Consider the following 12676-nt stretch of genomic DNA (forward strand, 5'->3'; position numbering starts at 1 on the left):
ATCACATCCAGCCGGAGATGGCGGCCAGTGCCGCCATCTCGCTTGAACGACGCGCGGCAGAGTGATGCCGCTGCACAGGTTTCTTCGAGGACGCCATGCTGAGTTTCATCCGAAAAAGGGCCGTGGCCAGTCTGATCTCGTTGATCGGGCTGATCGTCATGGTCTTCTTCCTCTCTCGCCTGACCGGCGATCCCGCAGCGCTTTTCCTGCCAGTCGAAGCTTCTGCCGAGTTGAAGAACCAGTTTCGCGAATTGCATGGCCTCAACGATCCTTTGCTTGTCCAATTCGGTCGCTATGTCGGTGACGTGCTGACCGGCGACCTTGGGGAGTCGCTGCGCAAGGCGCGTCCCGCGCTGGATGTCGTGCTTGAAGCTTTCGTCTGGACCTTGTGGCTCGCCGTCAGCACCATGACGCTTGTCACGGTCGCGGCGATTGTCGTTGGCTCCTTCGCCGCCTTCCGTGTCGGTGGGTTTTTCGACCGCTTTTCGTCCATCGTCTCGCTGATCGGCGCGTCTGTGCCGGATTTCTGGCTGGCAATCGTTGCGATCGTGGTCTTCGCCGTCAATCTCACCTGGCTACCGACATCGGGTACGGGCTCAATCTGGCATTGGATCCTGCCGATCGGCGTGCTTTTTGTGCGCCCCTTCGGCATCATCGTTCAGGTTGTGCGCGGGTCCATGATCACCGCGCTGTCGTCTGCTTACGTAAAGACGGCGCGCGCCAAGGGCGTCAAATCCGGTCCGATCATCTTCATTCACGCGCTTCGCAACGCCATGCTGCCCGTGATCACGGTGCTCGGCGATCAGGCGGCAAGCTTGCTTAACGGCGCTGTGATCATCGAAACAATCTTTGGTTTCCCGGGTGTCGGCAAGCTGATGATCGATTCCATCCTGCAGCGCGACTTCAACGTCGTTCTCGCCGCCATTCTGGTCACGGCGGTCGCGATCTTCGTCATGAACCTCCTGATCGATCTCGCTTACGCGTTTCTCGATCCACGGATCCGGCATTAGGGAGGGACGACAATGACTGACGTCACGACTGCCACGGATATCGCGCACGAGCCACCCTTCTATCAGCGCATGTTCCGTATGCTTCTCGCCGACAAGTTCGCTCTCGCCGCTGCGATCTTTCTCGTCTTCATCATCATTCTGGCAGTGATCGGCCCGAGCTGGCTTGGCGATGTTGCGACGAAGCAGAACTTGCGTGGCCGAAACGCCGCACCCTTCGACTTCGAAAAGGCGTGGGTCTGGTGGATGGGCGCCGACGCGCTCGGCCGCCCGCTTCTCGCCCGCATCATCGTTGCCACCCAGAACACCTTGATGGTGGCGGCGGGTGCGGTATTGATCTCATCGATCATCGGTACCGCTCTTGGCTTGATCGCGGGTTTTTCTTCGGCAAGGGTCAATCAGGTGATCATGCGGCTCGCGGACGTGATCATGTCATTTCCGTCGCTTTTGATTGCCGTTATCGTGCTCTACATCCTGGGATCGTCGATCCTCAATCTGATGCTGGTTCTGGCGATAACCCGCATCCCTGTCTATCTGCGCACCACCCGCGCCGAGGTTCTGGAAATTCGCGAACGCATGTTCGTGCAGGCGGCACGAGTGATGGGCGCTTCCAACAAGCGCATTCTGTTTCGCCACATCCTTCCCGTCGTGCTGCCAACGCTGACGACGCTCGCCACGCTTGATTTCGCCTATGTGATGTTGGCCGAGAGCGCACTCTCCTTCCTCGGCATCGGCATCCAGCCACCAGAAATCACCTGGGGTCTAATGATAAGCCAGGGGCGGCAGTATCTCACCAACGCATGGTGGCTCTCTTTCTGGCCGGGACTGGCGATCATTCTGACCACCATGTCGCTGAACCTCCTGTCCAACTGGCTGCGCATTGCTCTTGATCCCGTGCAGCGCTGGCGTCTGGAAATGAAGGGCCACAAGAATGGCTGAACATTTACTCGAAGTTCGCAATCTCTCGGTCGAGTTCCACACCGTCAACGGTGTGGTCAAGGCGGTGCGCGACATCTCCTACCATGTCGATCGCGGTGAAACTCTGGCGATCCTTGGCGAGAGCGGCTCCGGCAAGTCCGTCTCCTCATCTGCCGTCATGAACCTGATTGACATGCCGCCGGGTCGTATCACCTCCGGCCAGATCCTGCTGGATGGCGTGGATCTTCTGACCATGCCGCCAGCCCAACGGCGCGAGATCAATGGTCGTCGCATTGCGATGATCTTCCAGGATCCGCTGAGCCACTTGAACCCGGTCTATACTGTCGGCTGGCAAATCCGCGAAGCGCTGACGACCCACGGTACCGATGATGCCAAGGCAAAGGCCGAGGCGCTCCGACTGCTTGGTCGTGTCGGCATTCCGAGCCCGGAAACCTCACTCGACAAGTACCCGCATGAATTTTCCGGTGGCCAGCGCCAGCGCGTGATGATTGCCATGGCGCTCGCCTTGCGTCCGGATATCCTGATTGCCGACGAGCCGACGACGGCGCTCGATGTCACAGTACAGGCCGAGGTCTTGGCGCTTCTCAAGGAGCTACAGCAGGAAACCGGCATGGCCGTGCTGATCATCACCCACGATCTCGGCGTTGTTGCCGAAATCGCCGATCGTGTGGTGGTGATGGAAAAAGGCGTGCTGGTCGAATCCGGCGCGGTGCGCGACGTCTACAAGAACCCGCAACATGCCTATACGAAGAAGCTGATCGCCGCTGCACCCGGCAAGGGTGAGATGCATGCGCCGCTGCCGGGTGCCGAGCCTGTGCTGAAGGTACGCAACGTCCGCAAGACTTACGGTGCTTTCGAAGCGCTTAAAGGCGTTTCCTTCGACTTGATGGCTGGGGAGACCATGGCCGTCGTTGGCGAAAGCGGGTCGGGAAAATCCACGCTCGCACGCATTCTGCTCAGGCTGGACGAGCCCGATTCCGGGGAAGCTTTCTGGAAGGGCAGGGACCTCTTCACTCTCTCGCCTGCAGAACTTTACAAGCTTCGTCGCGATCTGCAGATGGTGTTCCAGGATCCCACGCAATCGCTGAACCCACGAATGACGGTTTATCAGCTGATTTCCGAAGCCTGGGTCATTCACCCGGACATTCTGCCGAAGACGAAGTGGCGTGAACGAGTGGCGGAACTTCTAACCCAAGTCGGCCTCGGACCGGAACATATGGGCCGCTACCCGCATCAGTTTTCCGGCGGCCAGCGCCAACGCATCGCGATCGCACGGGCGCTCGCGCTCGAACCGCAACTGATCATCTGTGACGAGGCGGTCTCAGCACTCGACGTATCGGTGCAGGCGCAGGTCATCGCGCTGCTCGACAAGCTGCGCAAGCAAATGGGGATTGCCTTCATCTTCATCGCCCACGATCTTCCAGTCGTTCGCGACTTTGCCGACCACGTCATGGTCATGCAAAAGGGTGAGGTGGTCGAGATTGGCACGGTGCGTGAAATTTTCGAAACGCCGCGTCAGCCCTATACGCAGGCCCTCCTAGCCGCTGGGCTCGACCCGGACCCGGATGTGCAGGCCGCGCACCGCGCTGCTCGCCTTTCGCACGCATCCTGACTTGGAATTTAAGGAGTACCTATCATGTCTAAAAAGGCCTTCGTCGCGCTCGTCACGTGCTTCAACGAGGACGAAACCATCAATTACGAGGCCACGCGGGCGCAGGTGCGTCGCCAAGTGGCTGCTGGCAACAACATCATGTGCGCTGGCACCAATGGCGACTTTTCCGCGTTGACCTTCGATGAGAAGGTAAAGCTTGCCGAAGCTGTGGTCGATGAAGTCAATGGTCAGGTCGATGTCATCGTCAATGCCGGCATGCCCGCGACATTCGAGACGGTGAAGCTGGCACGCGAATTCGACCGGATTGGTGTCAATGCTATCGCAGTCATCACACCGTTCTTTATCGCCTGCACGCAGGACGGCCTGATCCGCCATTTCTCCACAGTAGCCGATGCGGTGAAGACGCCGATCTACCTCTACGACATCCCGGCGCGCACGCAGAACCACATCGAGCCGGAAACCGCCCGTGCTCTCTCGGCACATGGTAATATTGCTGGGATCAAGGATAGCGGCGGGGCGAAAGAGACGCTGGAAGCCTATCTATCCGTTGCCCGTGATGTGTCCGGCTTCGAAGTGTACTCCGGTCCCGATCACCTGGTGTTGTGGGCGCTGCAAAATGGAGCGGCGGGTTGTATTTCCGGGCTAGGCAACGCCATCCCTCAGGTGCTTGCCGGTATTCTCAACGGGTTCAATGCTGGTGATATTGCCGAAGCAGAACGTCAGCAGGCCTTGTTCACCGCTTTTCGGACCGATCTCTACGCTTTGGGATTTGCTCCGGCTATGGTCAAGCGTGCGCTCTACATCCAGGATGCATCTGTCGGTGCGAGCCGTCAGCCTGCGCTTTTGCCCGATCTGGAGCAGGACGCGAAAATAGCCGAAATCCTGCAAAAGCACGGGTTCATTAAGGCCCGTTGAAGCGGTGACAACCGCACATGCGCACTTTCGGAAAACAACAACAGGCGCGCACTCGTCAAGTTTTGCTCGATAGTTCCGGAATGCTGCGCCGCCGAGGAGGCCGTGCATTCGCGCACGGCCCAAATACCTTTTCGGTAAACTAGCGGGCGGCCCAGTTTGCGCCACGCCGGAAAATCTCCCGCATCTGCGGGACGGCAAATTCCTTTGCCTGATGGCCGAGCGATGAATAGAAGACACGACCTTTCCCGTAGTTGCGCTTCCAGGCAACCGGCATGACGACACCGTCGATCCACCAGGCGTGGTCTCCGGTAAAGGTCGTCGTCGCCAGCACCTCGTTCGAAGGGTCGACGTGCATGTAGTACTGCTCGGACGTGTAGGGGAAATCGGTGATGCCGGCCATGATCGGGTCTTCCGGCTTGGTAATGTTCACGGTGTAGTCGATGATGTTACCGGGGTGGGCAACCCATTGTCCGCCGATCATGAATTGATACTCGACGCATTCGCGAAAACTGTCGCCGGCGCCGCCATGATATCCAGCAATACCGACACCATTCTCGACGGCGGTGGCAAGATTCTTGATCTCTTCCTTTTCGATCTTGGACATGGTGACGATCGGAACGACGAGGCTCAGATCGTGAACCGAAGGGTCGGCGAAGGCTTCGGTACTATGTTCGACATAGACCTTGAAACCTTCCTCTTCGAGCAGGTCCTTGATGATGACCGAGCATTCCTCTGGCTCGTGGCCGCTCCACCCGCCCCAGACAATCAGTGCTTCACGCATTTTATTCCTCCTCAGAATTATTTGCCGATCCGACCGTCGACAAGCGACTCGGCCAGCGGGGCCGGGCGGTCGACGACGGTGGTGATGGAAACGGTTGTGCCGGTGTCCGATGCGGTCTGGAACGCTTCCATGACCTCGAGGACATGGAGCGCCAGATCGCGGTTAGCTCTGTGTGGGCGATTGGAGCGGATGGCGTGGGCCATGTCGGCAACGCCAATCGATCGGTAGTTCCCGTCTGCATAGGGCGACGACAGGTCCTGGGTCTCGAATTCGCCACCCTTTTTGAGAAGCTGAACCTCACCTCCGAAGTGGTTGGGATCTGGCACCAAAAGCGTTCCTTCCGTGCCGTATAGTTCAAGCGGGACATGCTTGTGTCCAGCCACGTCGAAACTCATGCCGACCTGAACGACGGCACCGTTTTGGAATGCCAGCGCGCCCGCGACATGGGTCGCCACATGGACCGGGATTTTTTCGCCGTTACGGGGCTCGCTGGTGATCAGGCGCTCTGAGCGGGGCGAGAAGGCAAAGCCTGCAACTTTAGCGACGGGTCCGAAGAGGTTGACGAGGTCGGTGATGTAATAGGGGCCCATGTCCAGCATCGGTCCGCCGCCAACTTCGTAGTAGAAGGCGGGGTTGGGATGCCACCGTTCGTGTCCTGGGCACATGAAGGTCGCCGTGCCGCCGACCGGAGTGCCGAGAACGCCCTGATCGATGAGCGTCCGTGCCGTCTGATGACCGCCACCGAGGAAAGTATCCGGCGCCGCACCAATGCGAAGCGTCTTGCTTTTCGCCGCTTCAGCGAGCTTTTTGCCCTCAGCGAAGTTGATGCCCAACGGCTTTTCGGAATAGGTGTGCTTTCCGGCATCCAGTGCTCTGAGACCCACTTCGACATGTGCCTTGGGGATCGTCAGGTTGACGATGATCTCTATTTCCGGATCCGCCAGCAGTTCCTCGACGCTTCGCGCGGCGACATTGAATTTCTCGGCCTTTGCTCTGGCCATGTCCGAATTCATATCCGCGACACCCTTGATGTCGAGGATGGGGAACGATGCCATCGCCTTCAAATAAGCGCCCGAGATATTCCCGCATCCGATGATGCCGATGCCGACCTTTTGCATATTCTTCTCTCCCATCATGCTTTCGCCCGCTCACTCCTCAGAGAGCTGGGCCTGTGGTGTTCCAAGGCGATTCGTAAAGTTCGTAAAGCGCGACAGCCGCAGCACCCTGTGCCCAGAGTTCGTCGCTACAATCGTCGAAAACCAGTTCCGCCACGCCCTGAAGGGATGGCGGTACGGAAATCTCGTAGGCGCTTCTGATGCTATCGATGAACGGGGCACCGAGGTCGAGGCTGGAGCCGACGAAGATGACGCGCGGCGGCGCAAACAAGGTCACGATATTGGCGAGCGTCAGGCCTATCGCCGCACCCGCACGTTGGGCGGCGGCGATAAGATCGTTATCCTGCGCAAGCACCAGCGCCTGCGCATGTTGGATGCCCCGCCCAAGCCGGATAGCCTCGGCAAAACGCCCGTCAGCCGGTCTTGATGCGAGGATCGCGTTTTCGCCTGCCTGGCTTGCCAGCCGAACCGTGCCTTCCGGGTTTGCGACGAGCACGAGGTCGCCGAGATTGTGGCTAAGGCCACCTGCGCCGCGGAAGAGATCGTTCCTGTGCAGCACGCCGAGTCCGAGTGTCTGCTCCAGGGAAATCAGCACCATGTCCTCGAGGTCGCGCGCCTTGCCGAACCAGTGGTGGCCAAGTGTTACGGCATGGGCATCGCTCTCGATGATCGTGGGAGTTCCGAAACGCGAGGTCATCTCGCCGGCAAAATCGATGTTGACTTCGCGTAGCACCGGGCTGAAACGGATTTTACCGGTGCGATGCTCGATTACACCGGGCAAACCGAGGCAGACCCGATCGACGTCCTCAAGCGAAAGCCCTGCATCGACAACGCATCGACGAACGCCGTCTTCGATCAGGTCAGCAATGACGCCGATGGGCTGGCGATCGATGCGGATTGGTAGCGACAGCGACGACAGCACGTTACCGCAGAAATCGGTGACGACGAAGACCATGCGGTTGGCAGCGATCTTCGCACCGACCACGCGCGCGGCATCTGGATTGAGTTCAAGCATGACGCGTGGACGACCGCGCGCGCCTTCTGTTCTTATATCCCCTAGGTGGCGCGACAGGATGAGCCCGTCATCCAGTAACGATGCCGTTATCGCCGAAACAGTGGTGGTGGAGAGCTGGGTTCTTTCGCTGATCTCTACGCGTGAGATGGGGCCGTGACGACGGATCGTGTCGAGGACGTTCAAGCGATTGATTGCACGCATCAGTTCGGGGTCGGCAGTCTTCATGGGTCCAGTCGCAGCGAGCTTGAGCAGAGCAAATCCGATGTCCTATTAATATCGGATCACGGATTAAATAGCGTCAAGATCGGCACCCATGTCAAGCATTGCTCGGAAAAATATTGGCGATGCCTTGACAGTCATCCAATTCTTATATGAATTAATTCGGATTGGGGAATAAATGTGAGGAAGTCCCCGGGAGGATCACCATCATGACGTATATGCACGCAGGCGCAAGCCTGGGCGGCAAGCTGATAACGCTTGCCTCAACCACAGCCATTACCTTCTTGCTCGGCGCAGCGAGTGTTTCTGCCGCAACGGTCGTCAAGTGGATGCATGTTGAACTCGATCCGAAATCCGTGGCCGTCTGGGAGGAGATTGCCAAGGATTACGAGACCAAACATCCTGATGTCGACATCCAGCTACAGTTCCTAGAAAACGAAGCCTTCAAGGCAAAGCTTCCGACCCTGCTACAATCAAATGACGTGCCCGACTTCTTCTACAGCTGGGGTGGTGGCGTGCTTGAGGAGCAGTCGAAAACCGGTGCTCTGAAAGATCTCACCGAAGTTTTCGATGCCGATGGCGGCAAGATCAGAAACGCCTATAACCCGGCGGCCATCGACGGCCTGTCTTTCGATGGCAAAGTCTGGGCCGTGCCTTACCGTGTTAGCCTCGTCAGCTTCTTTTACAACAAGGAGCTGTTTTCCAAGGCTGGCGTGAAGGCGGAAGATATCAAGACGTGGGATGATCTCGGTGCCGCTGTGAAGAAGATCAAAGAGGCTGGCATCGTTCCGATTGCCGGTGGCGGTGGCGAGAAATGGCCGATCCATTTCTACTGGAGTTACCTAGTCATGCGCAATGGAGGCCAGTCGGTCTTCGAGGCGGCAAGCAAGGGCGAGGGCGAAGGCTTCATGGATCCTTCCATCATCAAGGCCGGTGAGCAGCTTGCCGAATTTGGCAAACTGGAGCCGTTCCAGCCTGGCTATCTCGGCGCTACCTGGCCTCAGGCGCTTGGCGTCTTCGGCGACGGAAAAGCTGCGATGATCCTTGGGTTCGACAATACCGAAGCCAATCAACGCAAGAATGCAGGTGATGGTAAGGGTCTTTCCTCCGACAATCTCGGACGCTTCGCTTTCCCGATGGTCACGGGCGGTGCGGGTAAAGCCACCGATACTCTGGGCGGCCTGAACGGATGGGCGGTGACGAAGAATGCTTCCAAGGAAGCTATCGATTTCGCCACCTTTCTCACCAACGCGGATAACGAGAAGAAACTCGCCGCAGCCGGCATGATCTTGCCCGTTGCAGTCGGTGCGAGTGAAGCGGTGAAGGATCCGCTTATGGCCGATTCCGCCAAGCAACTTGCGGCCTCCACCTGGCATCAAAACTTCTTCGACCAGACGCTCGGTGCCGCCGTCGGCCGCGTCGTCAACGATATATCCGTCGAGATCGTCTCCGGTCAGATGACGGCCGAAGAGGGTGCACAGCAGATCCAGGATGCTTTCGAGCTTCGCTGATCCCGCCTGAACGATAGGCGTCGTCAATGTACGGCGCCTATCGCCACCGCGTGAATACGAAAGCGGATAAAATGACCAATATTTCCATGAACGCTGCGCCGGCGCTGGCAAGCCCTGTCGTAAAGTCGAAACGGAAACGGAGCTCCGTTGCGCATGACCGCGCGCTGACCTTGTTGATATTCCTGCCCCCGGCGCTCTTGTTGTTCACCCTCTTCGTTATCCTGCCGATGGGAGAGGCGGCCTGGTACAGCCTGTACCGTTGGAATGGCTACGGTACGCCGAGCGAGTTCATTGGGCTGAAGAATTTTCAGGTTCTGTTTGGCAATGCTGCCTTTTCGCAAGCGCTGATCAACAATGCGCTGATCATCGTGATTTCGATCTGCATACAGATCCCGCTGGCAATCTGGCTTGCGACGATGTTGGCCCATCGCATTCCGGGCGTCGTGGCTTTTCGTCTCGTTTTCTTCCTGCCGTACGTTCTGGCAGATGTCGCGGCAGGTCTTATCTGGCGCTTTGTCTATGACGGCGACTACGGGCTATTCGCTGCCATCTCAAACTTCTTCGGCTTTGCCAACCCCTATGTGCTGGCGGATAAGGATGTCGCGATCTATGCCGTCCTCGCCGTTATCGTCTGGAAGTACTTCGGCTTCCACATGATGCTGTTTATCGCCGGGCTGCAATCGGTGGACAAGAACGTGCTGGAGGCCGCTGAGATCGATGGGGCAAGCGGCTGGCAGAAGTTTAGGTACGTGACGCTCCCGATGCTCGGTTCGACTGTCCGGCTATCGATCTTCTTTGCCGTGATTGGCTCGTTGCAGCTCTTCGATATGATCATGCCGCTGACCGGCGGCGGCCCATCCAATTCTACCCAGACGATGGTGACGTTCCTTTACACATATGGCGTCATGCGCATGCAGGTTGGGCTTGGAAGTGCTGTCGGGGTGGTGCTGTTTATTATCTGCGTCACGCTTGCCTTCGGTTACAAAAGGATCTTCATGCGCCATGACTGATACGTCCACATCCGTCCGCGTCAGCGTGCAGACGAGGATCTACCTCTATATGTCGCTAACCCTTATTGCCGCCATCGTCCTGATACCGCTGCTCACGACCGCGCTTGGGGGCTTCAAGACGCTCGGTGATCTGCGCGTCAATCCTTTCGGTCTGCCAGCGGAGTGGCAGTGGGCCAACTACGGCGATATCCTGCTCGGAAAGCGCTACTGGCTGCAGATTTTCAACTCGCTCGTCATTGCCGTTCTGACGGTGTTTTTGACGCTCGTCGTTTCGGCGATGGCAGCCTTCACCTTCGCGCATGTGAAATTCTTCGGCTCCAACTTTCTGCTCAATTACTTCCTGTTGGGACTGATGTTCCCTGCCGCCACAGCCATTCTGCCGCTCTTCATCCGCATTCGCGATCTCGGGCTGCTTGACACCTATTGGGGCGTTGTGCTGCCGCAGGTGGCATTTGGTCTGGGGATGAGCATCCTGCTGTTCCGCAACTATTTCAGAAATCTGCCCGACGAACTCTTTCAGGCAGCGTTTGTCGATGGCTGCGGCTACCTGAAATTCTTCTGGCATATCTCCATGCCGCTTTCGCGGCCCATTATCGCGACGGTCGGCATCGTTTCCTTCGTCGGCAGCTGGAACAGCTACATTTTGCCACTCATCATGCTCAACTCGGAATCCAAATACCCTTGGCCGCTCGGCATTATGGTCTATCGCGGTGAGTTCGGCACGGAATGGCAGCTGGTCCTTGCCTTCATCACCATGACGATCCTGCCAACCATCATCGTGTTCTTCTTAGCGCAAAAACACATCATCGCGGGTCTGACGGCCGGCGCCGTCAAGTCCTGAGGAGGAGAAGACAATGGCATCTGTGGAACTGAAAGATATTCGCAAATCCTACGGCTCGCTTGGCGTCATCCATGGCATTTCACTGGAGATAGCCGATGGCGAGTTCATCGCGCTCGTCGGACCTTCCGGCTGCGGAAAGTCCACGCTGCTGCGCATGATTGCGGGACTCGAGGAAATCACCGAAGGTGACATCCTGATCGGCGGCAACATCGTCAATGAGATGACGCCGCGCGAACGCAACATCGCTATGGTGTTTCAGTCCTATGCGCTTTATCCGCATATGACCGTGGCCGAAAATATGGGCTTCAACCTGAAGATCGCGGGCCAACCCAAGGCAGTCATCGAAGAGCGCGTCACCGAAGCCGCCCGGATGCTGGACCTCGCCAATCTGCTGGATCGCAAACCGTCGCAGCTTTCCGGCGGCCAGCGCCAGCGTGTGGCGATGGGGCGGGCTGTCGTGCGCAATCCTGCGGTCTTTCTCTTCGACGAGCCGCTTTCCAATCTTGACGCGAAACTGCGCGTGCAGATGCGCAGCGAAATCAAAACCCTGCATCAGAAGGTCGGCACGACATCGATCTATGTCACACACGATCAGATCGAAGCCATGACCTTGGCGGACCGCGTCGTTGTCCTCAACCAGGGGCGCATCGAGCAGCAGGGAACGCCGCTCGAGCTTTACAAGAAACCCGCCAACCTGTTTGTCGCCGCCTTCATCGGTTCACCTGCGATGAATCTCATCGAATGCATCGTGGATGGCGAAGATGGCGCGCCCGCTGCGAGATTGGATGACGGAACAGCCATTCGCATTGCGACCGATCGCAAAGTTAAGCGCGGGCAATCGGTGACGATTGGACTACGTCCCGAGCACTTCGCCATGGGCGGCGAAGGCGACGTGACGGTGTCCGGAAACACCTTGCTGGTGGAACCGACGGGTGCGCAGACCCATGTAGTGTTTGATCTTGCCGGACATCACGTGACCGCGGTGGTTGACGGCGAACAACTGGTGCGAACGAATTCGCTGTTCGCCGCTAACATCAATCACGAGCGGGTTCATGTTTTTGACAGGGCAAGTGGATTGGCGCTTTGAGGCTTGGGCAAATGCATGTGGCCAAGCCGCCCTCGCTAGCCGCCGCTTGCCGGTGATGTCAGCATAATCGAAGTTAATTTCGAATTTCTTTTTCGATCCAGGCGCGTCCATCGTGGAAACGCGTATTAGCGGGCTGCGCCAAAAGATCGATAAGCCTTCGAGACAGCTTTGATTCAGACCATCCGCAATATGGGATGCCGGATCCGTGCGCCTCACGGATCTTTCGTCCGGCCGCTCTTTTCGGACCTCCGCCAAGGTTGCCATAGACGTTCTAGTTTCCATGAGCCTTGGCGGTACTCCGTAGAAGCATGCGATGGGCTGTTTTCTCCAGACTCATGATCTTGCTGACAACCCGGCCCTATGCTTCCATGGGCGGCGCCGATGACCATAATGCGATACTTCGAAAAACGGCTTGCCGCATCCTGCTGTCCGGCAAGATGTGAAAAGAAGGGATATCAGATTTGGTATTCCCGCTGGTGGCGATGATGCTCATGCGCAGAGCGCTATCGCTTAGCGAACGGATAGAACGGCTGAAGAACTCACCTTCACCCATGCCGGGACGGTGCAGCCTCCGTCCCGTACGTTATGATTAGCGCCGAATGAAGAGGCTGTAACGCACTCATT

General features: G+C 57.8%; 11 protein-coding genes. 8 read left to right on the forward strand and 3 right to left on the reverse strand.

Features of this window, described 5'->3' with window-relative positions; all coding sequences use genetic code 11:
* Positions 1-95 precede the first annotated feature (95 nt).
* The 4 genes from QZ862_RS18990 to QZ862_RS19005 are packed head-to-tail and all read left to right on the forward strand — an operon-like array spanning position 96 to position 4473.
* A complete protein-coding gene (locus tag QZ862_RS18990) occupies positions 96-1010 on the forward strand; it encodes an ABC transporter permease (protein ID WP_296101369.1) in 915 nt (304 codons plus the stop codon).
* A gap of 12 nt (positions 1011-1022) precedes the next feature.
* The gene (locus QZ862_RS18995) at positions 1023-1946 is read left to right on the forward strand and encodes an ABC transporter permease (protein WP_296019633.1); all 924 of its coding nucleotides are present in this window, start codon (positions 1023-1025) and stop codon (positions 1944-1946) included.
* Entirely contained in the window at positions 1939-3558 is a 1620-nt protein-coding gene (locus QZ862_RS19000) for an ABC transporter ATP-binding protein (protein ID WP_296101370.1), read from the forward strand. Before QZ862_RS18995 ends, QZ862_RS19000 begins: the two co-directional genes overlap by 8 nt.
* 24 nt (positions 3559-3582) lie before the next feature.
* Positions 3583-4473 (forward strand): dihydrodipicolinate synthase family protein, encoded by an 891-nt coding sequence (locus QZ862_RS19005; RefSeq protein WP_296101371.1) that lies wholly within the window; start codon positions 3583-3585, stop codon positions 4471-4473.
* A 139-nt stretch (positions 4474-4612) separates the two neighbouring features.
* Here the strand turns inward: QZ862_RS19005 and QZ862_RS19010 are convergent, their stop codons facing one another.
* The 3 genes from QZ862_RS19010 to QZ862_RS19020 are packed head-to-tail and all read right to left on the reverse strand — an operon-like array spanning position 4613 to position 7609.
* The gene (locus QZ862_RS19010) at positions 4613-5254 is read right to left on the reverse strand and encodes a ThuA domain-containing protein (RefSeq protein WP_062442427.1); all 642 of its coding nucleotides are present in this window, start codon (positions 5252-5254) and stop codon (positions 4613-4615) included.
* 17 nt (positions 5255-5271) lie between these two features.
* A complete protein-coding gene (locus QZ862_RS19015; RefSeq protein ID WP_296101372.1) occupies positions 5272-6372 on the reverse strand; it encodes a Gfo/Idh/MocA family oxidoreductase in 1101 nt (366 codons plus the stop codon).
* A 37-nt stretch (positions 6373-6409) separates the two neighbouring features.
* The gene (locus tag QZ862_RS19020) at positions 6410-7609 is read right to left on the reverse strand and encodes an ROK family transcriptional regulator (RefSeq protein WP_296101373.1); all 1200 of its coding nucleotides are present in this window, start codon (positions 7607-7609) and stop codon (positions 6410-6412) included.
* Positions 7610-7812: 203 nt separating this feature from the next.
* On the opposite strand from QZ862_RS19020, the gene QZ862_RS19025 reads away from it, so the two are divergent.
* The 4 genes from QZ862_RS19025 to ugpC all read left to right on the forward strand — a co-directional run bounded on the left by QZ862_RS19025 (position 7813) and on the right by ugpC (position 12052).
* Positions 7813-9114, forward strand: coding sequence for an extracellular solute-binding protein (locus QZ862_RS19025; protein ID WP_296101374.1), 1302 nt, complete (start codon positions 7813-7815; stop codon positions 9112-9114).
* Positions 9115-9185: 71 nt separating this feature from the next.
* Positions 9186-10124 carry a sugar ABC transporter permease gene (locus QZ862_RS19030; protein WP_296038597.1) on the forward strand — a complete coding sequence of 313 codons (939 nt, stop codon included), beginning with the start codon at positions 9186-9188 and terminating at the stop codon, positions 10122-10124.
* Positions 10117-10965, forward strand: coding sequence for a carbohydrate ABC transporter permease (locus QZ862_RS19035; RefSeq protein WP_296101375.1), 849 nt, complete (start codon positions 10117-10119; stop codon positions 10963-10965). The genes QZ862_RS19030 and QZ862_RS19035 overlap by 8 nt, the downstream gene beginning before the upstream one ends.
* Before the next feature lie 13 nt (positions 10966-10978).
* Positions 10979-12052: a sn-glycerol-3-phosphate ABC transporter ATP-binding protein UgpC gene (ugpC, locus tag QZ862_RS19040; protein WP_296019613.1), complete on the forward strand. Its 1074-nt coding sequence runs from the start codon at positions 10979-10981 to the stop codon at positions 12050-12052.
* Positions 12053-12676 lie beyond the last annotated feature (624 nt).

Source organism: uncultured Agrobacterium sp. (assembly GCA_913777615.1).
Taxonomy (GTDB): Bacteria; Pseudomonadota; Alphaproteobacteria; order Rhizobiales; family Rhizobiaceae; genus Agrobacterium.

Bases quoted from the DNA above. Each gene is read 5' to 3' on its own strand.
- QZ862_RS18990 (WP_296101369.1), top strand. From the start codon at position 96: ATGCTGAGTTTCATCCGAAAAAGGGCCGTGGCCAGTCTGATCTCGTTG.
- QZ862_RS18995 (WP_296019633.1), top strand. From the start codon at position 1,023: ATGACTGACGTCACGACTGCCACGGATATCGCGCACGAGCCACCCTTC.
- QZ862_RS19000 (WP_296101370.1), top strand. From the start codon at position 1,939: ATGGCTGAACATTTACTCGAAGTTCGCAATCTCTCGGTCGAGTTCCAC.
- QZ862_RS19005 (WP_296101371.1), top strand. From the start codon at position 3,583: ATGTCTAAAAAGGCCTTCGTCGCGCTCGTCACGTGCTTCAACGAGGAC.
- QZ862_RS19010 (WP_062442427.1), bottom strand. From the start codon at position 5,254: ATGCGTGAAGCACTGATTGTCTGGGGCGGGTGGAGCGGCCACGAGCCA.
- QZ862_RS19015 (WP_296101372.1), bottom strand. From the start codon at position 6,372: ATGCAAAAGGTCGGCATCGGCATCATCGGATGCGGGAATATCTCGGGC.
- QZ862_RS19020 (WP_296101373.1), bottom strand. From the start codon at position 7,609: ATGAAGACTGCCGACCCCGAACTGATGCGTGCAATCAATCGCTTGAAC.
- QZ862_RS19025 (WP_296101374.1), top strand. From the start codon at position 7,813: ATGACGTATATGCACGCAGGCGCAAGCCTGGGCGGCAAGCTGATAACG.
- QZ862_RS19030 (WP_296038597.1), top strand. From the start codon at position 9,186: ATGACCAATATTTCCATGAACGCTGCGCCGGCGCTGGCAAGCCCTGTC.
- QZ862_RS19035 (WP_296101375.1), top strand. From the start codon at position 10,117: ATGACTGATACGTCCACATCCGTCCGCGTCAGCGTGCAGACGAGGATC.
- ugpC (WP_296019613.1), top strand. From the start codon at position 10,979: ATGGCATCTGTGGAACTGAAAGATATTCGCAAATCCTACGGCTCGCTT.